The 22,896-nt window shown below is 67.6% G+C and carries 20 protein-coding genes; 19 read left to right on the forward strand and 1 reads right to left on the reverse strand.

Features of this window, described 5'->3' with window-relative positions:
- Positions 1 to 280: 280 nt before the first annotated feature.
- Together AC26AR_RS12885 and AC26AR_RS12890 are read left to right on the forward strand one after the other, a co-directional pair.
- A complete protein-coding gene (locus AC26AR_RS12885) occupies positions 281 to 1,201 on the forward strand; it encodes a recombination-associated protein RdgC (RefSeq protein ID WP_488107153.1) in 921 nt (306 codons plus the stop codon).
- Positions 1,202 to 1,255: 54 nt separating this feature from the next.
- Entirely contained in the window at positions 1,256 to 2,512 is a 1,257-nt protein-coding gene (locus AC26AR_RS12890; RefSeq protein WP_488107154.1) for a 1-acyl-sn-glycerol-3-phosphate acyltransferase, read from the forward strand.
- A gap of 102 nt (positions 2,513 to 2,614) precedes the next feature.
- Here the strand turns inward: AC26AR_RS12890 and AC26AR_RS12895 are convergent, their stop codons facing one another.
- Positions 2,615 to 4,078, reverse strand: a complete 1,464-nt coding sequence (locus tag AC26AR_RS12895; RefSeq protein WP_136938958.1) for a TrkH family potassium uptake protein — start codon at positions 4,076 to 4,078, stop codon at positions 2,615 to 2,617.
- 429 nt (positions 4,079 to 4,507) lie between these two features.
- Between AC26AR_RS12895 and AC26AR_RS12900 the strand changes: the two genes are divergently transcribed.
- The 17 genes from AC26AR_RS12900 to AC26AR_RS12980 all read left to right on the forward strand — a co-directional run bounded on the left by AC26AR_RS12900 (position 4,508) and on the right by AC26AR_RS12980 (position 22,851).
- Positions 4,508 to 5,215, forward strand: a complete 708-nt coding sequence (locus AC26AR_RS12900; protein WP_488107155.1) for a beta-ketoacyl synthase chain length factor — start codon at positions 4,508 to 4,510, stop codon at positions 5,213 to 5,215.
- A complete protein-coding gene (locus AC26AR_RS12905) occupies positions 5,215 to 6,060 on the forward strand; it encodes a lysophospholipid acyltransferase family protein (RefSeq protein WP_488107156.1) in 846 nt (281 codons plus the stop codon). Before AC26AR_RS12900 ends, AC26AR_RS12905 begins: the two co-directional genes overlap by 1 nt.
- Positions 6,061 to 6,220: 160 nt before the next feature.
- Complete coding sequence (locus AC26AR_RS12910) at positions 6,221 to 6,496, forward strand: phosphopantetheine-binding protein (RefSeq protein WP_303565239.1); 276 nt, start codon at positions 6,221 to 6,223, stop codon at positions 6,494 to 6,496.
- Positions 6,486 to 6,758 (forward strand): acyl carrier protein, encoded by a 273-nt coding sequence (locus AC26AR_RS12915; protein ID WP_240499665.1) that lies wholly within the window; start codon positions 6,486 to 6,488, stop codon positions 6,756 to 6,758. Before AC26AR_RS12910 ends, AC26AR_RS12915 begins: the two co-directional genes overlap by 11 nt.
- Positions 6,755 to 7,366, forward strand: a complete 612-nt coding sequence (locus tag AC26AR_RS12920) for a COG4648 family protein (RefSeq protein WP_077375266.1) — start codon at positions 6,755 to 6,757, stop codon at positions 7,364 to 7,366. Before AC26AR_RS12915 ends, AC26AR_RS12920 begins: the two co-directional genes overlap by 4 nt.
- Positions 7,366 to 9,357 carry an ApeI family dehydratase gene (locus AC26AR_RS12925; RefSeq protein WP_488107157.1) on the forward strand — a complete coding sequence of 664 codons (1,992 nt, stop codon included), beginning with the start codon at positions 7,366 to 7,368 and terminating at the stop codon, positions 9,355 to 9,357. Before AC26AR_RS12920 ends, AC26AR_RS12925 begins: the two co-directional genes overlap by 1 nt.
- Complete coding sequence (locus tag AC26AR_RS12930) at positions 9,354 to 11,303, forward strand: glycosyltransferase family 2 protein (protein ID WP_488107158.1); 1,950 nt, start codon at positions 9,354 to 9,356, stop codon at positions 11,301 to 11,303. Before AC26AR_RS12925 ends, AC26AR_RS12930 begins: the two co-directional genes overlap by 4 nt.
- 129 nt (positions 11,304 to 11,432) lie before the next feature.
- Positions 11,433 to 13,040 carry an HAL/PAL/TAL family ammonia-lyase gene (locus AC26AR_RS12935; RefSeq protein ID WP_488107159.1) on the forward strand — a complete coding sequence of 536 codons (1,608 nt, stop codon included), beginning with the start codon at positions 11,433 to 11,435 and terminating at the stop codon, positions 13,038 to 13,040.
- The gene (locus AC26AR_RS12940; RefSeq protein WP_488107160.1) at positions 13,037 to 13,654 is read left to right on the forward strand and encodes an acyl-CoA thioesterase; all 618 of its coding nucleotides are present in this window, start codon (positions 13,037 to 13,039) and stop codon (positions 13,652 to 13,654) included. The genes AC26AR_RS12935 and AC26AR_RS12940 overlap by 4 nt, the downstream gene beginning before the upstream one ends.
- Positions 13,654 to 14,229, forward strand: a complete 576-nt coding sequence (locus AC26AR_RS12945) for a LolA family protein (RefSeq protein ID WP_077375274.1) — start codon at positions 13,654 to 13,656, stop codon at positions 14,227 to 14,229. Before AC26AR_RS12940 ends, AC26AR_RS12945 begins: the two co-directional genes overlap by 1 nt.
- Positions 14,226 to 16,595, forward strand: a complete 2,370-nt coding sequence (locus tag AC26AR_RS12950) for an MMPL family transporter (RefSeq protein ID WP_488107909.1) — start codon at positions 14,226 to 14,228, stop codon at positions 16,593 to 16,595. The genes AC26AR_RS12945 and AC26AR_RS12950 overlap by 4 nt, the downstream gene beginning before the upstream one ends.
- An 84-nt stretch (positions 16,596 to 16,679) precedes the next feature.
- Positions 16,680 to 18,074 (forward strand): NAD(P)/FAD-dependent oxidoreductase, encoded by a 1,395-nt coding sequence (locus AC26AR_RS12955; protein ID WP_488107161.1) that lies wholly within the window; start codon positions 16,680 to 16,682, stop codon positions 18,072 to 18,074.
- A 233-nt stretch (positions 18,075 to 18,307) separates the two neighbouring features.
- Positions 18,308 to 18,850 (forward strand): DUF3261 domain-containing protein, encoded by a 543-nt coding sequence (locus AC26AR_RS12960; RefSeq protein ID WP_488107162.1) that lies wholly within the window; start codon positions 18,308 to 18,310, stop codon positions 18,848 to 18,850.
- Positions 18,851 to 18,873: 23 nt separating this feature from the next.
- Entirely contained in the window at positions 18,874 to 20,175 is a 1,302-nt protein-coding gene (locus tag AC26AR_RS12965; protein WP_271302139.1) for a beta-ketoacyl-ACP synthase, read from the forward strand.
- Complete coding sequence (locus tag AC26AR_RS12970) at positions 20,169 to 20,801, forward strand: hotdog family protein (RefSeq protein WP_488107163.1); 633 nt, start codon at positions 20,169 to 20,171, stop codon at positions 20,799 to 20,801. Before AC26AR_RS12965 ends, AC26AR_RS12970 begins: the two co-directional genes overlap by 7 nt.
- Positions 20,801 to 21,595, forward strand: a complete 795-nt coding sequence (fabG, locus tag AC26AR_RS12975; RefSeq protein ID WP_141392798.1) for a 3-oxoacyl-ACP reductase FabG — start codon at positions 20,801 to 20,803, stop codon at positions 21,593 to 21,595. The genes AC26AR_RS12970 and fabG overlap by 1 nt, the downstream gene beginning before the upstream one ends.
- Positions 21,595 to 22,851: a beta-ketoacyl-ACP synthase gene (locus AC26AR_RS12980; protein WP_488107164.1), complete on the forward strand. Its 1,257-nt coding sequence runs from the start codon at positions 21,595 to 21,597 to the stop codon at positions 22,849 to 22,851. The genes fabG and AC26AR_RS12980 overlap by 1 nt, the downstream gene beginning before the upstream one ends.
- Positions 22,852 to 22,896 lie beyond the last annotated feature (45 nt).

Raw genomic sequence — 22,896 nt, forward strand, 5'->3', positions numbered from 1 at the left:
TCCGCGTCTCAAATCTGATGGTCGATGCCTGCGGGTCGATATCTGTCGGGCGATATCTGTCGGGCGATACCGCAAACCGCCAGACCGTGCACCGCCAGGTCGATCTCAGACTAGCGCCACAGCGTGCACACAGTATGTCTTTGCGCTCGCGCGCGATGGTCGGCAACCGCAGTGTGACGCAGGGTCACGTCCACGGCGGATGACCCGCCGCATGAGTTTCGCCATAATACGCGCCATTCAGGCGGGCAATCCCCGCTCACCGGACTCAAGGACTGGTCACATGTGGTTCAAGAACCTGCAGCTCTATCGCCTGCATGACAGCGCACCGCTGGAAGAGGGTCGTCTAGCCGACGCCCTGCCCGAATACCTGTTCCGCCCCGTCAGCGGGGTGGAGGCCAAGCGCATCGGCTGGGTGGCACCGGGCGGTCGCAACAGCGACATGCTGGTCCACGAGATCCAGGGCCATTATCTGATCAGCGCACTGCGTCAGGAACGTGTCCTGCCCACTGCCGTGGTCAAGGAAGAACTCGAGGAGCGAGTCGCCGAGCGCGAGACGGCGGAAGGTCGTCCGCTGCGTCGCCGCGAGAAGCTGACCCTCAAGGAGCAGATCTACGAGGAGCTGCTGCCACGCGCCTTCACACGCTCCTCGCGCACTGACCTGTGGTGGGACAGCCGTCGCGGGCTGATCGCCGTCAACGCCTCGAATGCCAAACGTGCCGAGGAAGTCCTCGACCTGCTGCGCCAGACGCTCGGCTCGCTCAAGGTCACGCGGCTGGCCGTCGCGCAGCCGCCCTCCCAGGTGATGACCACCTGGCTGAAGGACGTGGCCTCGCGTCCGGATGACCTCATCGTCGGTGATCAGGTCGAGCTCAAGGCGCCGGGCGGCGAGGATGGCGTGCTGCGTGCCCGTCAGTTCGACCTCGACGGCGAGGAAATCCAGACGGCGCTCACTCTGGGCCGCGTGGTCAGCAAGCTGGCACTGGAAGTCGAGGGCCGCGTGGCGTTGATCCTCGGCGAGGACATGGCGCTCAAGAGCCTCAAGTTCGCCGATGCCGTCATCGATGAAGCCAATGCCCAGGAGGATGGTGAAGACCCCATCCTGCGACTGGAGACCGACTTCGCGCTGATGGCCCAGGTGCTCTCCGGCGTGATCGAGCAGATGACCGCCTGGCTGGGCGGCGAAGCTCAGCCGGGAAGCTGAGCGCCCCCCCCCTTCTTCTCTTCTCAAGAATGACAATCCGGATGACGTGCGTCGATGACTGACACAGCAACGCCCAAGCCTGCCACGCCTGACGAACAGGACCCGTTCGCCAGGATTCGCCCCTACCACGATCACGAGGTAAGTGAGGTACTGGTGCGCCTCGAGCAGGACCGCGAACTGCTCGACACCCTGACTCGCTTCCGCCTGCCGGGACTGACCCAGCGCTTCCCGTGGCTGGCGCGCCAGATCGCTCGCCTGGCCATCAAGCGCGAGATGATGGGCGTGAAGGACGTGGCCAGTTTCCAGACCCGCATCGCCAGCTACATGGCGCGCATGATCCATACCACCACCACCAGTTTCGAGACGGTGGGACTCGAGCGGCTGTCGGAAGACACGCCGTATCTGTTCCTGTCCAATCACCGCGACATCTCGCTGGACCCGGCCTTCGTCAACTACGCGCTCTATCGTCACGGCCGCGACACGGTGCGCATCGCCATCGGCGACAACCTGCTCCAGAAGCCCTTCGTCACCGACCTGATGCGCCTCAACAAGAGCTTCATCGTGCCGCGCTCCGCCAAGGGCAAGCGCGCGATGCTGGCGGCCTACCAGTCACTGTCGGGCTATATTCGTCACTCCTTGATCCACGATCGGCACTCCATCTGGCTGGCCCAGCGGGAAGGGCGTGCCAAGGATGGCCGTGACGGCACCGAAAGCGCCATCATCAAGATGCTGACCATGGCGGCCCGCACCGCCGACAAGACACGCCCCTTCAGCGAGAGCGTCAGCGAGCTCAACATCGTGCCGGTGTCCATCAGCTACGAATTCGACCCCTGCGATCTGCAGAAGGCGCGCGAGCTGGCGGCCATCGCCAATGAAGGGCGCTACGAGAAGGTGCAGTACGAGGACATCCAGTCGATCGCCGCCGGCATCAGCGGTCACAAGGGGCGCGTCAAGCTGGTATTCGGCGAGCCGCTCAAGGGCGATTTCGCCACTCCGGACGACGTGGTCGCCGAAGTCGACCGCCAGGTACTCCAGCACTACACCCTCTACCCGAGCCACCAGCTGGCCCTCGAGAAGCTGGCCGCCAGCCGTCCGCAGCTGCGTGACGAGCCACGCCTGGCCGCCGCGCTGGATGTCTCCGCCATCAGTGGTGCCGAGCGCGCCGTGTTCGAGAATCGTCTCGCCGGCGTGCCGAGTGAGCTCAGGGACTGGTGGCTGGTGCAGTACGCCAACCCGATCCTCAATCGTGAAGGCCTGTCCATCGATCTCGACGAGAAGCTGGACGCCGCCGAGGCCACCGCCATCGACTGATCCCGCTCACGGGATACCGCCCTGGACACGACAACGCCACCGTCCTGCGACGGTGGCGTTGTCGTGTCTGGCCGCTTCATGCAGCCTGCTGCCGGCGAGCGCCTACTTGCGCCAGAAGCTGGGCGAGAACAGCACCAGCACGGTCAGGATCTCGAGGCGCCCCATCAGCATGCCGATGCACAGCAGCCATTTGGCACTGTCAGGCAGCGGTGCGAAGTTGCCGGCCGGGCCGATGATATCCCCAAGCCCGGGGCCAACGTTGGTGACGGCGGTTACGGCACCGGTCACGGCGGTCACCAGATCCAGCCCGATCAATGACAGCGCCAGTGCCAGCCCACCGATGGTGATGAAGAAGAAGAACGAGAAGGCGATGACCGCGCGCACCACTTCATCCGGCAGGGCGCGCCCGTTGTAGCGCTGGGAAAAGACCCCGTTGGCATGGATCAGCGAGCGCAGGTGATTGCCGAGCATGATCAGGCCGATCTGCAGGCGGAAGATCTTCATGCCCCCGCTGGTGGAGCCGCTGCAGCCCCCGACGAAGGTCAGATAGAAGAAGGCCACCACCGCGAAGGGCCCCCAGGCACTGTAGTCATCGCTGGCATAGCCCGTGGTGGTCACCACCGACATGACGTTGAAGGTCACCTGGGTCAGCGCCGTGAAGAGATCCTCCCCCAGCACGACGCGATAGAGCGTCAGCGCCGCGATCACCCAGCCCAGCAAACGCAGGAAGCCGCGCACCTGGGCGTCGCACCACATCACCCCGGCACTGTCCTGCCAGGCGCGGATGAACAGCACGAAGGGCAGCGCCCCCAGCAGCATGAAGGCGGAAGCCATCCACAGCAGATGCGGGCGATCGGAATAGATGCCCATCGAGCTGTCGTAGTTGGCGAACCCGCCCGTGGCCAGCGAGGTCATGCCATGCACCACGGCATCCAGCGGCAGCATGCCCCCCAGCCAGTAGCTCAGGATCGCCAGCAGCGTCAGCCCCACATAGACCAGCCCGATCGCCTTGGCGACACCCCCGGCACGTGGCAGCACCTTGTCGGACCAGTCCGAGGATTCGGTCTGGAACAGACGCATGCCACCCACCTTCAGGAACGGCAGGATCGCGATGGCCATCACGATGATGCCGATCCCCCCCACCCACTGCATCAGGCCCCGCCACAGCTTCAGGCCATCCGACAGTCCTTCGATGTGGGTCAGCACGGTCGAGCCGGTGGTGGTGATCGCCGAGACCGACTCGAAGACGGCATCGGTGACGCCCAGGTGGGTCGCGCCGAAGATCAATGGCAGGCTCGAGTAGGCTGACACCAGCACCCAGCTCAGGGTCGTCAGCACGAACATCGCGCGGGGCTTGAGCTGCAGCTCCACCTGGTGCGAGACCAGCAGCATCACCAGAGCCGACCCCAGCGTGATGCCCAGCGATATCGCGAAGGCCCATGCATCCGCATCGCCCTCTTCCAGCAACAGCAGCAGCGGCACCAGCATCATCACCGCCACCACGCACAGCAGCAGGCCGAGCACCCGGACCACCGGCAGCCACTCCGTCACCTGCAGACGGCGCATCAAGGCGGCACCGTGGCCCCCCGCTCTCGCCTCCCTCGGCGTGCTCATGACGTTGCCTCACGCATGATCGGCTTCATTCCCCATCCTCACCCTTCGTTATGACCACCAGAAGGCATGACAGGACCGCCCGGCAGGCGCACACGCCCCCGCTGCCGGCGCTCCCATCGCCCTCAGGCCCTCGGCCTCTGGCTCGCTGAAGCGACACCTTACACCGTCATCGCGGGCAGTCCAGTGCTCATGCCCGCAAGGCGCCCAGCGCGCGGTGGCGCGAGCCGCCGGGTCCGCGACGTCTCACTCGGGCGGCACCGGGCATTTGTCCACCAGAGCGCCAACGGCCGGCCTGATGGGCCGCTGGCTTGGGCTGGCCGTTTCCCCTGCGGTACACTGAGGCTCCAATATGGCAACGATGCGTTCACGGACAGGAACCTCATGCGTCTGACTGATTGGCGAGCCTGGCAGGCGAGTGCGACACGCACGACCCACGACGGTCGCACCGACATCACCCCCTCCCCGCGTGCCGAACAGGTACCGGCGATGCTGCGCCGCCGACTGAGTCCGGTCGGGCAGGCATGCTGCAAGCTGCTGTTCACCCTCGACCCTGAGGGCGATCTGCCGATCATCCACGCCTCCCGACATGGCGACACCAGCAAGATACTTGCCCTGCTCGACTCGGCCACCCAGCCGCAGGAAGCCTTGTCACCCGCACGCTTCTCGCTCTCGGTGCACAACGCCATCCTTGGCATGTACTCGATCACGCGTCAGTCCCATCAGCCGCTCGAGGCGCTCGCCGCCTGCGGTGACGAGTTCGATGCACTGATGAGCGAAGCGCTCGGCTATCTGGGGGAGCGGGAGGAAGTCATCGTGCTGTTCTCCGATATCGCCGCGCCAGAGGCCTTCCAGCACCACGGCGACTATCCCGAGCATGCCAGTGCCGTCGCCATGCGCTTGAGCCGTACCTCGCCTGAGGCCCCGCGGCTCGCCGCCTTGCCAGTCGACGCCGAGGAGCCGGCCCACCACGCCCCGACCCCCATCGAGGTGATCGAGTGGCTGGAAGCCGCCGGACAGACACCGCTCGTCTGTCGCCGGCAGGCCTGGCAACTGAACTCTCCTCCCATCACTGACGCCGCGCCGCAGTGATGACGCCTCCTCGTGCCTTCGGGCTATCCTCCCCCCTCGGGCGCCTGTGGCGTGGCATCGCCACCGCCATCAGCTTCAGCGTCTTCGGGCTGGGTGGCCTGCTGCTGGGGGGGCTGCTGCCCCTGCTGACAGTGAGCATGCGCGATGACGAACGCCGCCAGCGCCTGGCGCGCCGCATCATCCATCACGCCATGCGCGGCTTCCTCCAGCTGATGCGCGGCCTGGGTGTGCTCGACTACCGTCTGCACGACTGTCAGCGTCTGCAGCGCCCGGGGCTGCTGGTGCTGGCCAATCATCCGACACTGATCGACGTGGTCTTCCTGATCGCGCTGATCCCCCACGCCGACTGCGTGGTCAAGGGGCGTCTGGCCCGCAACCCGTTCACTCGCGGCCCGATCCGCGCCGCCGGCTATATCACCAACAACGAGCCACAGGGCGTGCTGGATGCCGCCCGCGAGAGCCTGGCCAAGGGCAACGCCCTGATCCTGTTCCCCGAGGGGACGCGCAGCGTGCCGGGCCGCGCCCTGAAGTTCCGTCGCGGCGCCGCCAACATCGCCCTGCGCACGCCCTGTGACATCACCCCGGTGCTGATCGACTGCCAGCCCAGCACGCTGACCAAGGGCGAGCCCTGGTACCACATCCCCGCGCAGCGCGTGATGCTCAATCTCAAGGTACTGCCGGACATGGTCCCCGAGGTCTCCCGTACACAGGAGCAGGATGAGCCGGAGGCGCCGCTGTCCCGGGATGCCCGCGAACTGACCCGCCAGCTGGCGGGCACCTTCGCCACGCAGCTCGAGCGTTTCCAGCAGGCCATCGCGGAGCCTGACAGCCCCCATCAGGCATGAAAATCTGTGCAGGAAGGCCAGGAATGAGTGGCAGACATGTCACGAAGGCATGCCGCAGATTCATCCAGATGGCATATCTGCCGTTATTGAATGACTGACCCCCGACATCATCGCTGATCCATGGATCAACGACCCTGACGCGCTAGAGAGAGGATTTCCCATGAGTGATACCACCTCGCTGGAACTGGAACTGGAACTCAAGCAGCTGATCATCGATACGCTGGAGCTTGAAGACATCACCCCGGACGACATCGTCGCCGATGAGCCGCTGTTCGTGGACGGCCTGGGACTGGATTCGATTGACGCCCTGGAGCTGGGCCTCGCGCTGCAGAAGCGCTACGGCATCACCCTGGATGCCGAGTCCGAGGACACCCGGGCCCACTTCGCCAGCCTCAACGCGCTGCGCGAGATGGTGGAGGCCCGTCGTGAGCGCTGATCAACCGACCCCCTCCCGCGAGGAGATCTACGCCCATGTCCGCAGCACCCTGATCGAGCTGTTCGAGATCGAGGCCGCTGACATCCACCCGGAGGCGCGCCTCTACGAGGATCTCGACATCGACAGCATCGATGCCGTGGACCTGGTGGTCGAGCTCAAGAAGTTCACCGGCCGACGCATCGACGCCAACGACTTCAAGAGCGTGCGCACGCTCAACGATGTGGTCACCGCCGTCGAACAGCTGACACAGCGCCAGGCATGACGCCGTCGTCCCCTGACAGCCGCACGCGCCCCGCACTGAGCAGGGTGCTGCTCGGCGTGCTGGGCATCGTGGCCGCTCTTGGCTGGCCACTGCTGGTCTACGCCCTGCTGTCGCGCCTCACCGCAGACAGCGGCGCGGTCAGTGGACACTCGTCGCCCTGGGTGTGGGCCTTGATCCTGTTCGGCGCCCTGCTGATCCAGCGCCTGCCGCTGCATCCGGCACTGCGCCTGGGTCTGGCCGCCCTGCTGGTGGGCATCAGCGTGGCGAGCGAGGCCGAACTCGGGCTGCGGGCCTATCCGGTACTGGTCAATCTGGCCATGCTCAGCGTCTTCGCCACCAGCCTGTGGCGCGGCATGCCGGTGATCGAGCGCCTCGCACGCCTCAAGGAACCCGACCTGCCCCCTGCCGGCGTGCGCTACACCCGCCAGGTCACCCGGGTGTGGTGTGCCTTCTTCCTCTTCAATGCCAGCATCGCCGGCTGGACGGCCCTGCATGCCGACCTGGCGACCTGGACGCTCTACAACGGCCTGATCAGCTATGTGCTGATGGGCCTCCTGTTCGGCGGTGAATGGCTGGTTCGCCGTCGCCTGCGGAGTTCACACACCTGATGCCTGACTCATCTCCCGTCAGCCCGGATACGCCGGTCACGTCGCTGTTGACGCAGCATGTCTGGCGTCAACTCGCCGAACAGTCACCCGAGGCGCCGGCCTGCTGGCTGGCCATCCCCGGTCACCCACTGCGCGCATTGACGCGTGCCGAACTGATGGCGCGCGTGGACGCCTGGCACCACTGGCTGGACCGCCTGCCCGGTGATCACGACGCCCGCCAGCCCGGCGCACGCTGGGTGCTGTTCCAGCCCACCACGCTGGGCGCCTGCGTGCAGCTGCTGGCGCTGTGGGAACGCGGCATGCGGGCGATCCTGCCGGGAGATGACCGCCCCGAGACCCTGGCACGTCTGGCGGGCGACAGCGCCGGCCAGCTCCCCGAGACCACCGCCGATGGCTGGCCACCGGGACAGCCCGACCCTGCAGGTACTGCCGCGACGGCTTCTGCCCCTGCCCCTGTACAACCGGACACCACGCCCGATGCCGCACGCATCGCACTGGAGCTTTGCACCTCCGGCTCCACCGGCGAGCCACTGCGCATCGCCAAGCGCTTCGACCAGCTCGAGGCCGAACTGGCCGTGCATCGCGCGCTATGGCCGCTGGCGTCAGGCCCTGACACTGCCCTGGCGTCCACGCCGGACACCGTCAGCCTCAGTCAGGTCAGCCATCAGCACATCTACGGCCTGCTGGTCTCGCTGCTGCGTCCGCTCAGCGAAGGCGTGCCGTTCCTGAGCGAAGCCTGCCACTACCCGGAGCAGCTGGCCGCCGCCATCGCTCAGCTTTCCGGGCTTGGTCATCGCTGCCAGCTGGTCAGCTCGCCGGCCCAACTGGCGCGTCTGCCACAGACCGATGAACAGACGCCATCCGCCGCTCCTCTGGCGGAACTCGGTCAGGTATTGCGGGTCTTTTCTTCGGGCGCTCCGCTGCCGGCAGAAGCCGCCCGTCATGCCGAGGCCAGCCTGAAGGCACCGGTGATCGAGCTCTACGGCAGTTCCGAGACGGGCGGCATCGCCCGGCGCCGCCAGCAAGAGACAGACCACTGGACGCCGCTGCCGGCAGTGGAGATCACCTTCTCGCCGGACTTCGCGGTGCGCTCGCCATTTCTGAAAGCGCCTGATCAGTGGTGGCAGCAGGCCGACAAGGCGGCGCTGGTGGAGGACGCGGCAGAGGGTGACGACGCACGGAACGCGGCGCCACGCTTTCAGCTGCTGGGGCGCAGTGATCGGCTGGTCAAGCTGGCCGGCAAGCGGGTCTCGTTGAGCGCGGTGGAGCGCTGCCTGAGCGAGCAAGCGGAGGTGCTTGAAGTGCGTTGCCTGCCGATGCCCACGCGTGAGCATCGCCTGGGCGCAGTGGTGGTGATGGATGAGCGCGCGCTGCCGCAGGATCACGCCAGCCGCCGCGATCTGATCGCCCGCCTGCGCCGCGCGCTGATGCCGGGCTTCGAGCGCATCGCCCTGCCGCGCTACTGGCGCTTCGTCACGCGCCTGCCGCTCAATGCCCAGGGCAAGTTCACCGCGGACTCCATCGCGCGGCTGTTCGCCGATCTCGATGATCCGCGCCTGCCACGCTGGCTGGGGGACACCTCCAGCGGGCCACAGCAGAACACCCTGGAAGCCGAGGTGCCTGATGGTCTGGTCTATCTCGACGGCCACTTCGCCGCCCAACCGCTGGTGCCGGGCGTGGTGATGCTCAAGTGGGCACGCGAGCAAGGCAGGACACTGCGGGTGAACGGCGTAGGCATGGACGATGCGCCCTTCCTGCGCCTGGAACGCCTCAAGTTCTCCAACCTGCTGCTGCCCGGCATGCGCTTCACGCTGAGCACTCACCTGGTGGAGGACGCCCAGGGCCTGCGGCTCGACTTCCGGCTGGAATCCCGCGCAGGCCTGCATGCCAGTGGACGGCTGCGTCATGGTCAGCCGCATGCTCCGGACGTCGCCCGCGACGACGGGCCCGCGGCCACCCCATCCCCCCATTCCACCTCGGAGGCGTCATGAGCCAATCCCCTGCGCCTGTGAGCGACTCGCAGCACGATTCTGAGCAGCATCTCTCTCGCCAGAGCGCTCCTGAACAGAGCAACGCCCTGCGCGCCTGCGTGGTGATCCCGGTCTACGATCACCCCGCCACCATCGCCGGCGTGTGTGCGGGCCTGGCACCGCTCGGCCTGCCCATCGTGCTGGTGGATGATGGCTGCAGTGCCCCCTGCGCCGAGGTACTCGATCAGCTGGCGGCCGAGGGCCATCACCTGGTGCGTCGCACGCACAACGGCGGCAAGGGAGCGGCGGTGCGCAGTGGCCTGCAGGCTGCCGAGCAGCTCGGCTTCACCCATGCCCTGCAGGTGGACGCCGATGGCCAGCACGATGTCAGCGACCTGCCCGCCTTCCTGAAGGGCATGCAGGACAATCCCGACTGCCTGCAGATCGGCTATCCCGAATACGATGCCAGCGTGCCGCGCATCCGCTTCTACGGTCGCTACGCCTCACATGTCTGGGTATGGATCAACACCCTGTCGCTGGCCATCCGCGACACCATGTGCGGCGTGCGCCTCTACCCGCTGGCCGCCACCAATCGCCTGTTGGCGCGCAATGACTGTGGCGATCGCATGTCCTTCGACACCGAGGTACTGGTGCGCTGGTACTGGGCCGGGGGCGAGGTGGCCAACCTGCCGGTGCGTGTCAGCTACCCCACCGGAGGCGTCAGCCACTTCCGCCCCGGCCACGACAACCTGTTGATCAGCGCCATGCATACCCGTCTGTTCTGCGGCATGCTGCTGCGCTCGCCGACACTGGCCTGGCGCACGCTGAGCCGCCGAGGCGGCAAGCGGCAAACCGCCCACGCTCAAGATGACGCACTGACAGATGGCGAAGACCGTGCAGCACAGACCGCCGACGACAGCGTCGCGCCCAATCACTGGGCCCGCCTGTCCGAAACCGGCTCATTGAGCGGCATGCGGCTGATGGTGACGATCCGCCGTCGGCTCGGGGCCTGGCCGTTTCGCATCGCGCTGTTCCCGGTGCTGATGTGGTACTTCCTGCTGCGCGGCGTGGCGCGACGTGCCTCCTTCGATTACCTCAGACGCCTGGAGCCCGGACTTGGCGGCATGCGCCTGTGGGCCAGAAGCTTCGCCCACTTCATGCAGTTCGGCGAGGCGATCATGGACAAGGTCTCGGCCTGGAGCGGCGAGATTCCGCTCTCCTCGCTGACCGGCACCGGTCCGGAAGACCTGCGCGATGCCGCGCTGCGTGGCGAGGGCGGCATCATCCTCGTCGCCCACCACGGCAATCTGGATGTGATCAATGCCATCGGCGAGCGCCACGACATCGACCTGTGCGCGCTGGTGCACACGCGTCACGCCGAGAAGTTCAACCAGTTGCTGGAACAGGCCACCGGGCGCAAGCCGCCGCAGATGATCGAGGTCAGCGAGATCACCCCCGCCACCGCCATGGCGCTGGGTGACCGCGTCAATCGCGGTGGCTTCGTGGTCATCGCCGCGGACCGCGTGCCGATTCCCCCCGAAAGCGTGGCGGCAGAACGGGAAAACGCGGGGGGAAGCGAGCGGGAGAGCGTGGAACAGAGCGCCGTCACCCGCGCCCGTGTCCAGCACTGCGACTTCATCGATCAACCTGCGCCCTTCCCCGTGGGCCCCTTCATGCTGGCGGCGCTGCTGCGCTGTCACGTCTACACCCTGAGCTGCGTGCGCGAGCAGGGCGGTGCCAATCCGCGCTTCCGGGTCGATTTCGCACCCTTCGATGACAGCCGCGCCGTCAAGCGCAGCACCCGCGAGGCATGGATTGAGCAGGCCATGCAGCGCCATGCTGGCCATCTGGAAGCCCGCGTGAAACGCCACCCGCTGCAATGGTTCAACTTCTTCGACTTCTGGCACCAGGCGCCCGACGTCCCGACCTCTAGCGAAGGTGCCTCGGGGTCCGAGCGAGTGACCTGACGGCTGGCGCGTCACCCCGTCTTTCTCTGTTTCAGTTTCAGGTTCAGATTCAGGATCAAGCTCAGGCTCAGATTCAGGTTCAGATTCAGTTGTCCGTCTTTCAGGCTCTCGGCTTTCAGGTACCTCGTCATGTCATATCCCGTCTCAACCACTGCCCCGGCGCTGACGCTCGACGGCAGTGATATCACCCTCGAGCAGCTGATCGACGTCGCCGAGGGCCGGTGTGGCGTACGTCTGAGTGATGCGCCGGCCTTCCGAGCACGCATCGAGGCCGGCCCCGCCCTGCTGGAACGCCTGCTGGAAGAGGAAGGCGTGGTCTACGGCGTCACCACCGGTTATGGCGATTCCGTGACCCGCGCCGTGCAAGGCGCGGACGACCTCGAAGCCCTGCCACGCCACCTCTACACCTTCCACGGCTGTGGCATGGGCGCGGACCTCGATGTGGTCAGCAGCCGCGCGGTGGTGATGGTGCGCCTCGTCTCGCTGTGCCGTGGTGTCTCCGGAGTCAGCCTGGCGCTGCTGGAACGCCTTGTCTGGCTGCTCGACCACGACATCCTGCCGCGCATCCCCGAGGAAGGCTCGGTGGGCGCCAGTGGCGATCTCACTCCGCTGTCCTATCTCGCCGCCGTGCTGTGTGGCGAGCGCGAGGTGTGGGTGCGCCCCGGTGCAGATCAGCCCCATGCGCTGCGCCCGACCGCTGACGTCTTCGCCCAGCACGGCCTGACACCCTATGTGCTGCGCCCCAAGGAAGGCCTGGCGCTGATGAACGGCACCGCCGTGATGACGGCCCTCGCTGCACTGGCCTTCGGTCGCACCTGCTACCTCAGCCGTCTGAGTGCGCGCATCACCGCGCTCAGCGTGCAGGCGCTGGAAGGCAATCCCTACCACTTCGATGCCGACCTGTTCGCCGCCAAGCCGCATCCCGGTCAGGCCCGCGTGGCGCAGTGGCTGCGCGATGATCTGGCCCACCCGGCGGCGCCGGAAGTCGATGCCACACCGATCAACTCACCGCGCCTGCAGGACCGCTACTCGACGCGCTGCGCGCCCCACGTCATCGGCGTGGTCGAGGACAGTCTCGACTGGTGGCGCCGCTTCCTGGAGACCGAGCTCAACAGCGCCAACGACAACCCGCTGATCGATGTCGAGGCCGGCAAGATCCTCCACGGCGGCCACTTCTACGGCGGCCATGTGGCGATGGTGATGGACAGCCTCAAGACGGCGGTCGCCAACCTGGCCGACCTGCTCGACCGCCAGCTGGCCCTGCTGGTTGACAGCCGCTACAACCGTGGCCTGCCCAGCAACCTCAGCGGTGCCACGCCGGAGCGCGCGCCGCTCAACCATGGCTACAAGGCGGTGCAGATCGGTGCCTCGGCCTGGACGGCGGAAGCCCTCAAGCTGACCATGCCGGCCAGCGTCTTCTCGCGCTCCACCGAATGCCACAATCAGGACAAGGTCAGCATGGGCACCATCGCCGCGCGGGATGCCCTGCGCGTGCTGACGCTGGTCGAGCAGGTCGCCGCCGCCACCCTGCACGCCGCCGCACAGGGCTGCGAGCACCGCGCCGCCATCGCCGGCCACAGCGCCACGCCGCCGAGCCTGGCGGCCTTCGTCAGCGAGCTGCGCGAGGACATCGCCCCGCTCGAGGAAGATCGCGGTCTGGAGGCCGATCTGCGCCTGCTGTGCGCACGCATCCGTGAGCGCCACTGGGCCCTGAGCGCAGACGAGGCCCACGCATGAGCGAGCGGACAGCCTTGAGCGAGAAAACAGCCCTGAGCGAGCGGCCAGCCTTGAGCGAGAAAACAGCCCTGAGCGAGAAAAACGCCATGAACCAGCCCGCCGAAACGCCGATGCCCAGCGCCACGGTGGAAATGGAAGTGCCCTTCCACGACGTCGACATGATGGAAGTCGCCTGGCACGGCCATTACGTGCGCTATCTCGAGATCGCCCGCTGCAAGCTGCTCGACATGCTCGACTACAACTACCCGCAGATGCGCGAGTCAGGCTATGCCTGGCCGGTGATCGACCTGCGCCTGCGCTACGCGGGCCCGGCGCGCTTCGGCCAGCGCATCGCCGTCACCGCGCGCCTGCGCGAGTGGGAAAACCGCCTCAAGCTCGATTACGTGATCCGCGATGTCGAGAGCGGCAAGCGCCTGACCCGTGGCCATAGCGTGCAGGTCGCCGTCGGACTCGCGGATGGCGAGATGCTGCTGGCCTCGCCGCCTGCGCTCAGCGAGCGGCTGGCCGCCTGGCAGGCCAGCCAGTCACAGACCAGCCCGTCACAGGTAGCCCCGTCACAGACAGGCGACGAGGACGCGCCTGCCACCCCGCCCCCGACACGAGGAACGCCGTGATGACGTCACGCCTTGCCATTGCCGCCACTGCCCTGCTGCTGACTGCCAGTGCCTTCGGGGCCAGCGCCGCCGAATTCGACGCCCGCGCCCTGACGCAACAGCTGGCGCGCACCGCTCCTGTCTGCGGCGACTTCCAGCAGACCCGCTGGCTCGAGGATGTCGGCGCACAGCTCAAGAGTCGTGGCCAGTTCCATCTGATCGGGGATCCGAACGCGCCCGAAGGCCTGGTGTGGGAAACCACCTCCCCCATCGAGGACCGTCTCGAGATGCGCCCGAATGCCAGCGAAGGCCCGGATGGCGAGCCGCTGCCCGCCGACCAGCAGGCGATGGCGGAGCTGTTGGTCAACTTCTTCCACGGCGACTGGCAGGCGCTCGAGGAGCACTTCACCCTGACGCTCACCGGCAGCGCGGATGACTGGCAGGCCAGCCTGACACCGCGTGATGCCCGTCTGGCCGAGGCCATCGAGCACCTCGAGATCGAGGGTGGCAGCTGGCTTGACCACCTGACCCTCACCAGCGGCGACGGTGACCGTCTCGCCCTGACCCTGACACCGCGCGATCAGTGCCCCGAATGACAGGGCGCGGCGACTCGCATGACACGGGGCTGGATCGCGCCGCCTGGCGCTGGCTGTGGGCTGGCGTGCTGCTGCTGTGCGCGGTGCTGCTGGCCGGGAAGCTCGCCCCGCAGAGCCCATGGCGAGGCGCGATCGACACCCGCATCACCGCCATGCTGCCAGCGCAGGAACGCAGCCCGTTGGCCGCGCGCGCCGAATCGCTGGAGGACACCGCCAATCGGCTGGTGATGCTGGTCGGCGCACGCGATGCCAGCGCCACGTCACTCAAGCAGCGTGACGCCGCCGCCCAGGCGCTGCGTCAGGCGCTCGCGCCCCTCGCGACGCTGGATGACGGCAAGAGCCTCAAAAGCCTGCGCCTGCCGGCCGAGGTCCAGCCAGCCCTGATCGCCCCGCGGCTTGCCGAGCTGAGTGACGAGCAGTGGCAGGCGCGCGCCCTCAGGCAGCTGTTCCAGCCCGGCGGCCAGCGCGACCTGATCCATGATCCCTTCGGTCTCGCCGGCGCCTGGCAGGACTGGCTGACACCCGCCAACCTGTCGCTGTCCGGCGGCCAGCTGTTGCTGCGCGCGCCGACGTCAAGCGGTGAGCAGCCCGGCAGCGGCTATCGGCTGATCAGCGCCACCCTCACCGGCAGCGCCTACGCGATGGGGGATCAGCAGGCGCTGGAACAGGCCGTGAATGGCGTGAAGGCCGATTACCCCGACGTCAGGCTGCTGCGCTCCGGACTGGTCTTCCATGCCAGTGCCGGAGCGCAGCAGGCCAGACAGGAGATGTCGACCATCGGACTTGGCTCGCTGATCGGCGTGCTGCTGTTGCTGTGGGCGGTGTTCCGCACCCCGCGACGGCTGCCGTTGCTGCTGGTGCCGGTGGCCACGGGCGTGCTGTTCGCGCTGCCGCTGACCTGGTGGGCCTTCGGCAGCCTGCATGTGCTGACGCTGGCCTTCGGCGCCAGCCTGATCGGCATCTCCATCGATTACGTGCTGCATCTGGAATGCATGCGCCGCCTGGCGACGACAGACGGTCGCGGCGGACTCGCCGCGCTGTGGCCGGGCCTGACATTGGGCCTGTGCTCCAGCCTCGCCGCCTATCTGGCCATCACCCTGACGCCGATGCCCGGCCTGCGCCAGATGGGCATGTTCGCGGCACTCGGCTTGCTCGGCGCCTGGCTGAGCGTGCGCCTGTGGCTGCCGCAACTGCCACTGCCGGCGGATGCCACCCGCGAGGATTCTCCCGCTGCCCGCGCTGCAGGATGGCTGGCACGCGTACTTCCCGGCAGGCGCAGCTGGCAGGCGCTGGGTCTGCTGCTGCTGGCCGCGCTGGCCAGCCTCTACGGACTGCGCAGCGATGACCGTCTCACTCAGCTCAACCCCTCGCCTGCGTCACTGATCGATGAGCAACGCGAGGTGCAGCGCCTGCTCGCCGAACCGGACGGCCTGCGCTACCTGATCGTGCAGGCCGAGGATGACGCCGCGCTGCTCACGCGCCTGCAGGCACTGGAAGACACCTTCCAGCAGCTGAATGCCCAGCAGCAACTGGGGCACTGGGCGAGCCTCGCCCAGCAACTGCCGACGCTTGAACAGCAGCAGGCCAACCTCGGCGCCATGCGTGAGCGCACCCGCACCCTGCTGCCCCAGGTGCTGAGCACCGCAGGCCTGCCCGCCGCGCTGCTCACGCGGGCCGAGCAGGCCATCGAAAGCGCCCATCCGCTGCGCCCGGCCGACTGGGTCGCACTGCCTGCCGGCGAGATGGGCCAGCGACTGTGGCTCGACTCACGCACTGCCGCCATCGGCATCGTGCGCTTTGGTGACGTCACGGCCGAGGGCAGCGCCGCCCTGGCACGCCTCGCGGCAGGCGATGACCGCCTCGAGTACGTCGATCAGGTCGCCAGGCTTTCGACGACGCTCGGCAGCATTCGCAGCGAAATGGCCTGGCTGGTCAGCGCTGCGGTGGTGGTGATCAGCCTGCTGCTGGCGCTGCGCTATCGCCGCAGCACCTGGCGCGCCCTGCTGCCGCCGCTGGGCGGACTGGTACTGACGCTCGCCGCCCTGACGCTGGCGGGCGTCGGCCTCAACCTGTTCCACCTGCTGGGCCTGCTGCTGGTACTGGGGATTGGCCTGGATGCAGGGATCTTCTGTGCCGAGCATCCCGCGCGCAGCGCGAATGACAAAACCGAACAAGGCAACGCAGAGGCCACCGCCAGCCGCGCCTCGCAGGCCAGTCTGCTGGCGATCTCGCTGTCATGTGCCTCCAGCCTGCTAGCCTTCGGATTGTTGAGTTTCAGTCAGACACCGGCATTGGCCGCGCTGGGGCTGGCCTGCCTGCTGGGGCTGACGGCCACCTGGTGCCTGGTGCCCTTCGCCCGCAGTTGAGGCGATCTCGTCACGCGGGCCAGACGGAGGCGGGAACACGAATGCCGTCATGAACACATAACGACAACGACAGGGGACGATGCCATGGAATTGGCAGATCGCAGCAACAACCCACCACGCAAGGAAGTCATCATCATCGGCGCCGGACCTGCCGGGGCGGCGGCGGCGGCCTGGCTGGCGCGCGCCGGCCATGCGGTACGCGTGCTGGAGCGCAGTCACTTCCCGCGCTTCTCCATCGGCGAGAGCCTGCTGCCACGTTGCATGCAGCATCTGGAGGCCTGCGGCCTGCTGGAAGCCGCCGCCGCCGGTGGCTATCAACCCAAGACCGGTGCGGCCTTCACCCGCCGCGGCGAGCATCGCGTCATCGACTTCCGCGACAAGTTCAGCGACGGCCCCGGCGCCACCTGGCAGGTGGAGCGCGCCGACTTTGATCAGCGTCTGATCGAGGGCGCGCGGGCGGCGGGGGCCGAGGTCGAATTCGGCGTCACGGTCACGGGCTTCACTCCCGCTCACGCCGCGCAGAGCGACACCACCGGCCATGCACAGGGGCCACGCCTCACGCTGGCCGATGGCCGCGAGCTCAAGGCCGCCTTCGTACTGGATGCCAGCGGCTATGGCCGCGTGCTGGCGCGGCTCGAATCGCTTGAGCGTGACCCGCGCCTGGAGCCGCGCATGGCACTGTTCGGTCATGTCCACGATGGCATCGCCGACCTCGCGCCGCCCGCCGAAGGCTATCGTCGCGACACTATCCTGATCGCCTCGCACCCGGGGCATCCGGATGTCTGGTACTGGCTGATTCCCTTCGCCAATGGCCGCGCCTCGCTGGGCGTGGTCGGCCCGCGGGAGCTGATCGAGCCTGCCGCCGGGGATGATGCGCAGACACGCCTGTGGCAGTGGGTGATGGAAGAACCGCGCCTGGCGGAGCTGCTGCGCGATGCCACGCCCGCCAATGCCGTGCAGTCGCTGGGCGGTTACAGCGCCGATGTCAGCCGCCTGCATGGCCCGGGCTATGCGCTGCTCGGCAATGCCGGCGAGTTTCTGGACCCGGTGTTCTCCTCCGGCGTGACCATCGCGCTGGAATCCGCCCTGCGTGCCGCACCGCTGGTCGCGCGTGAACTGACCGCGACCCGCGATGAGCAGCGCCCGGACTGGGCCCGCGAATACGAGCTGCCATTGCGGCGTGGCATCGAGGTGTTCCGCGAGTTCGTCACCGCCTGGTACGACAGCCGCCTGACCGACATCATCTATCACCCTCGCTCGCCGGACCGCATTCGCCAGATGATCAGTTCGGTCCTCGCCGGCTACGCCTGGGACGAGGCCAATCCCTTCGTCAGCGCCAGTCGTCGTCGCCTGACCGCACTGGCCACGCTCTCGGCAGCGCAGGCGACGCAAGCGGAGACCTGCGAGCCCGCCGCAAGCGCTCTCTCAACGGCCGGCACGCGGCAGAATGACGCCAGAAAAGGTAAAGTGTCGTCATGATATCCATGCGTCTCTCGCCTCATGCCATCTCAGTCGGGCGGCGATCCGTCGGACTGCGTACAGTCGGGCGGCGATCCGTCGGACTGCGCTCTTTCAGAAAGTGTTCTGTCGGGCGGCGATCCGTCGGACTGCGCTCTTTCAGAAAGTGTTCTGTCGGACTGCTGCTGGCGACCAGCCTGCTGTTGAGCGGCTGCAGCCTGCTCACGCCCGGTCCGCTCAGCGCCGAGAGCCCGATGCCGGACCTGACGAGCCTGCAGGAGAGCAGCACCCAACGTCTGATTCTGCGCGTTGAGCGTAACAAGAGTGAGGCCAGCGTGAATCGCGCAGCAGCAGACGCCGCTGAGGACGAGGCTCGCGACCTGCCGCCCCTCATCGGCGTGCTGCGCCAATCGCCCGAGGCCATGCGGCTGGTGCTGCTCAGCGTGCAGGGCCAGCGACTGCTGACACTGGTGCATGACGCCGATGGCAGCCGCTTCGAGAAGGCCCGCCCCGAGGTGCTCGACAAGCTGCCCTTCACCGCCGACTGGCTGGCCCGTCGCATCGCCTGGGTCCACTGGCCACAGGCCGCGATCGATGACGCCTTTGCCGGCAGCGCCTGGCAACTGGTGCAGCACGGCGAGTGGGACACGCCTCACCAGACCGCGCAGCGCCTCATCCTGCGCGATGGCGAGCGCATGGCCGAGCTGACCCGCGACGCCGAAGGCCGCGTGGTCCTGCGGGACCCGGCCACCGAGATGCAGATGACGCTAGATCCCCTGTCTTCCCCCAGCCCCTGACGACTCACCGGAAGCTTCCCCGCATGACTGAACCCGTCACACCCGAGGCACCTGATACCCGCCATGGCCTCACCCCTCGCAGCCCATGCCGTCTGTCTCGGCCCGGTATCGTCTGTCCGCTGGGCGCCGACCACGGGCTGATCAGCAGTGCGCTGTTCAGCGCCAGTCGCGGCCTGCGCGTCAGTGATGACTTCAGTCCCGGCACGCCGCTGTCACTGGGCCGTGTCACCGCGCGGCTGGTGGATGACAGCGACTGGCCGGCCCCGCTGCGCTCACGCAACAATCGCTTGCTGGCCACCGCGCTTGAGCAGCTGACACCGGAGCTTGAGGCCCTCAAGCGCCAGGGCATTGCGCCGGAGCGCATCGGCGTGGTGCTGGGCACCAGTACCTCCGGTATCGGTGAGACGGAAGCCGCGATGGACGCCCAGCGCGCCGCCGTCGCCCAGGGCACGCCGAGCGCCGACAGCTGGCCGGAGAGCTTTGAATACCGCCGTCAGGAACTGGGCGCGCCCGCCGAGTGCGTGGCCTGGTTGAGTGGCGCGCGCGGGCCGGTCTACACCCTCTCCACCGCCTGCACCTCCAGCGCCAAGGCCCTGGCCAGCGCACGGCGTCTACTGGCCTCCGGGCAGTGTGATGCGGTGATCGCCGGTGGGGCCGACAGCCTGTGCCACATGACGGTGAAGGGCTTCATGAGTCTGGAGGCCGTCAGCCGCCAGCAAAGCCAGCCGCTGGGCGCCGCGCGCGACGGCATCAATCTGGGCGAGGCCGCGGTGCTGTTCGTGGTCACGCCGGAGCACGGCGGTGTGCAGCTGACCGGCGTCGGCGAATCCAGCGATGCCCATCACATCTCCGCGCCCTGCCCGGATGGCAGCGGTGCCGAGGCCGCGATGCGTGGCGCGCTCGCCAGCGCCGGCCGCGCCCCCGGCGAGATCGACTACATCAACCTGCACGGCACGGCCACGCCGCTCAATGACGCCATGGAAAGCCTCGCCATCAGCCGCCTGTTCGGTCCCGATGGCGACGAGGCCGCAAACCGTCCGCCCGCCGTCAGTTCCACCAAGGCCCTCACCGGCCATACGCTGGGGGCCTGCGGGGCACTGGAAGCCGCCTTCTGCTGGCTGACGCTGGAACATGGTCGCCTGCCGCCGCACGCCACCCCGCGTGAGGCACTGGACCCGTCATTGCCCGCGCTCAACATCGTCTATCGTGACCGCCCCGAGACCCCGCCGCTCAGAGTGATGAGCAATGCCTTCGCCTTCGGCGGCAACAACATCTCGCTGATACTGGAGCGTCACGCCACCGACCCGGAGTCCTCTGCATGCTGACCCCGACCGCTACCCCCGCCACGCCGCTACCCGACGGCACGTCTTCCCGTGACGGGGGCTATCCCGTCATGCCCTGCGCCATCGGCCCCTATGTGCCACACGAAGCAGGCATGTGCCTGCTGGATGAGGTGCTGGCCTGTGACGAGCACTCGCTGAGCGCGAGCGTGCGCCCCTCGCCCGAGGATCTGTTCGCGGGGCTGGACGGCGCTGGCCAGGCCGTGATTCCCGCCTGGGTCGGGCTCGAGTGGATGGCCCAGGCCATCGCCGCCTGGTCCGGCCTGCAGGCCGCGCGCACAGGCCAGTCACCCCGTGTCGGGTTTCTGCTCGGCAGCCGCCGCTATGAGAGCGAGCTGCCCGCCTTCGCCTGCGGGCAACGCTGGCAGATAGACGTGCAGCTCGACTATCGCGCCGACAACGGCCTGGGCGCCTTCAAGGCCACCCTCAGCGACGAGCACGGCACGCAGGTCGCCCGTGCCGGCGTGAACGTCTTCGAGCCGCCCGCCCAGGCCGTGGCGTCTGCCGTGTCGGAGGAAGGAAGCCCCGAAGCAGGCCCACAGGGGCACTCACCAGAACACTCACCCGGTCAGCAGGATGCTGCCGGTGCCGCACCGCAAGGTAATGTCTGATGTCCGTCACACCCCCCGCTACTCGAACTTCCCCTGCTGACAACCAGGGTGCCGCCGCTGCCAATGAGACGCGCGAGTGGATTCTGGTCACCGGCTCCAGCCGTGGCATCGGCCGCGCCATCGCGCTGCGTCTGGCCCGCGAAGGCTACAATCTGGTGCTGCACTGCCGCTCGCGCCGTGATGCCGCCGAGGAGGTCGCGCGTGAGATCAGCGCCCTGGGCGGTGAATCGCGCATCCTGAGCTTCGATGTCGCCGACCGCGAGGCCGCACGCAGCGCGCTGGAGGCCGATGTCGAGGCCCACGGCTGCTACTACGGCGTCATCTGCAATGCCGGCATCCACGCCGACAACGCCTTCCCGGCGCTCACCGATGAGGACTGGGACAGCGTGATCCGCACCAACCTCGATGGCTTCTACAACGTGGTCAAGCCGCTGGCGATGCCGATGGTGCGTCGCCGCAAGCCGGGGCGCATCATCGTGATGTCCTCGGTGTCCGGCATGATGGGCAATCGCGGTCAGGTCAACTATTCCGCCGCCAAGGCGGGGCTGATCGGCGCGGTCAAGGCGCTGGCGGTGGAACTGGCCAAGCGCCGCATCACCGTGAATGCCGTCGCGCCGGGGGTCATCGCCACCGAGATGACCGAAGGGGTCGAGATGGACGAGGCGCTGAAGATGATTCCCATGCGCCGCGCGGGCGAGGCCGAGGAAGTCGCCGCCACCGTGGCCTTCCTGTGCTCGAAGGATGCCGGCTACATCACCCGCCAGACCATCGCGGTGAACGGAGGGATGTTCTGATGACAGCTCCCTCTTCCCCGCTGCGCGGCCATCGCGTCGTCGTCACCGGCATGCATGGCTTCTCGCCCATCGGCAATGACTGGCCGACCCTGCGCGACAATCTGGCCGCGGGCCGCACCGGCATCCGCTATATCGAGGATTGGGACAAGTACGAGGGTCTCAACACGCGTCTCGGCGCGCCGGTCAGCGATTTCGAACTGCCCAAGCACTACAACCGCCGCGCGCTGCGCAGCATGGGGCGTGTGGCGCAGCTGGCGACCCGCTCCAGCGAGCTGGCGCTGGAAGCGGCGGGACTGAGTGACAGCCCGCTCAAGGAGAGCGGCCAGATGGGCATCGCCTACGGCGCGTCCGCCGGTGAGCCGGACGCGGTGGCGGACTTCGGCAACATGCTGATCAACCACTCCACCGATGGCCTCAACGCCAACTCCTACATCCGCATGATGGCGCATACCGCGCCGGTGAACATCGGCGTCTTTCTCGGCATCAAGGGGCGGATTCACACCACCTCCAGCGCCTGCACCTCCGGCAGCCAGGGCATCGGCTATGCCTATGAGGCGATTCGCTTCGGCCGCCAGATAGCGATGGTCGCCGGTGGCTGCGAGGAGCTGTCCGCCGCCGATGCCGCGGTGTTCGACACCCTGTTCGCCACCAGCACCTGCAATGACCGGCCGGACCGCTCGCCGCGACCCTTCGATGCCGAGCGCGATGGGCTGGTGATTGGCGAAGGTGCCGGCACGCTGATCCTCGAGGAGCTGGACCACGCCCTGGCGCGTGGCGCAACCATCCACGCCGAGATTCTCGGCTTCGGCACCAACTCCGATGGCCGCCACGTCACTCAGCCGGACGCCGACATGATGGAGGCCGCGATGCGCATGGCCCTTGACGATGCCGGCCTCTCGGCCAGCGCGATCGGCTATGTCAGCGCACATGGCACCGCCACCGAGCGCGGCGACATCGCCGAGAGTCACGCCACCCATGCCGTGTTCGGGGAACGCACGCCCATCAGTGCCTTCAAGAGCTACACCGGCCATACCCTGGGGGCCTGCGGTGCGCTGGAAGCCTGGATCGCCATCGAGATGATGCACGAAGGCTGGTTCCACGGCACCGCCAACCTCAAGGACATCGACCCGCGCTGCGCGGCGTTGGACTACCTGCGTGACGGCGGCCGCGAGATCGAGACGGATACGGTGATGAGCAACAACTTCGCCTTCGGCGGCATCAACACCTCGCTGATCCTGCGGCGCTGGCAGGACTGACGACGCCCGCACGGCCCTCGGTGTCATCGGGCGTGTGACTGTCGC

Source organism: Cobetia sp. PS-4MA, assembly GCF_057670765.1.

Bases quoted from the DNA above. Each gene is read 5' to 3' on its own strand.
- AC26AR_RS12980 (WP_488107164.1), top strand. From the start codon at position 21,595: ATGACAGCTCCCTCTTCCCCGCTGCGCGGCCATCGCGTCGTCGTCACC.
- AC26AR_RS12950 (WP_488107909.1), top strand. From the start codon at position 14,226: ATGACAGGGCGCGGCGACTCGCATGACACGGGGCTGGATCGCGCCGCC.
- AC26AR_RS12935 (WP_488107159.1), top strand. From the start codon at position 11,433: ATGTCATATCCCGTCTCAACCACTGCCCCGGCGCTGACGCTCGACGGC.
- AC26AR_RS12970 (WP_488107163.1), top strand. From the start codon at position 20,169: ATGCTGACCCCGACCGCTACCCCCGCCACGCCGCTACCCGACGGCACG.
- AC26AR_RS12945 (WP_077375274.1), top strand. From the start codon at position 13,654: ATGACGTCACGCCTTGCCATTGCCGCCACTGCCCTGCTGCTGACTGCC.
- AC26AR_RS12960 (WP_488107162.1), top strand. From the start codon at position 18,308: ATGCCGGACCTGACGAGCCTGCAGGAGAGCAGCACCCAACGTCTGATT.
- AC26AR_RS12965 (WP_271302139.1), top strand. From the start codon at position 18,874: ATGACTGAACCCGTCACACCCGAGGCACCTGATACCCGCCATGGCCTC.
- AC26AR_RS12925 (WP_488107157.1), top strand. From the start codon at position 7,366: ATGCCTGACTCATCTCCCGTCAGCCCGGATACGCCGGTCACGTCGCTG.
- AC26AR_RS12890 (WP_488107154.1), top strand. From the start codon at position 1,256: ATGACTGACACAGCAACGCCCAAGCCTGCCACGCCTGACGAACAGGAC.
- AC26AR_RS12905 (WP_488107156.1), top strand. From the start codon at position 5,215: ATGACGCCTCCTCGTGCCTTCGGGCTATCCTCCCCCCTCGGGCGCCTG.
- AC26AR_RS12955 (WP_488107161.1), top strand. From the start codon at position 16,680: ATGGAATTGGCAGATCGCAGCAACAACCCACCACGCAAGGAAGTCATC.
- AC26AR_RS12895 (WP_136938958.1), bottom strand. From the start codon at position 4,078: ATGCGCCGTCTGCAGGTGACGGAGTGGCTGCCGGTGGTCCGGGTGCTC.
- AC26AR_RS12885 (WP_488107153.1), top strand. From the start codon at position 281: ATGTGGTTCAAGAACCTGCAGCTCTATCGCCTGCATGACAGCGCACCG.
- AC26AR_RS12900 (WP_488107155.1), top strand. From the start codon at position 4,508: ATGCGTCTGACTGATTGGCGAGCCTGGCAGGCGAGTGCGACACGCACG.
- AC26AR_RS12930 (WP_488107158.1), top strand. From the start codon at position 9,354: ATGAGCCAATCCCCTGCGCCTGTGAGCGACTCGCAGCACGATTCTGAG.
- AC26AR_RS12920 (WP_077375266.1), top strand. From the start codon at position 6,755: ATGACGCCGTCGTCCCCTGACAGCCGCACGCGCCCCGCACTGAGCAGG.
- fabG (WP_141392798.1), top strand. From the start codon at position 20,801: ATGTCCGTCACACCCCCCGCTACTCGAACTTCCCCTGCTGACAACCAG.
- AC26AR_RS12910 (WP_303565239.1), top strand. From the start codon at position 6,221: ATGAGTGATACCACCTCGCTGGAACTGGAACTGGAACTCAAGCAGCTG.
- AC26AR_RS12940 (WP_488107160.1), top strand. From the start codon at position 13,037: ATGAGCGAGCGGACAGCCTTGAGCGAGAAAACAGCCCTGAGCGAGCGG.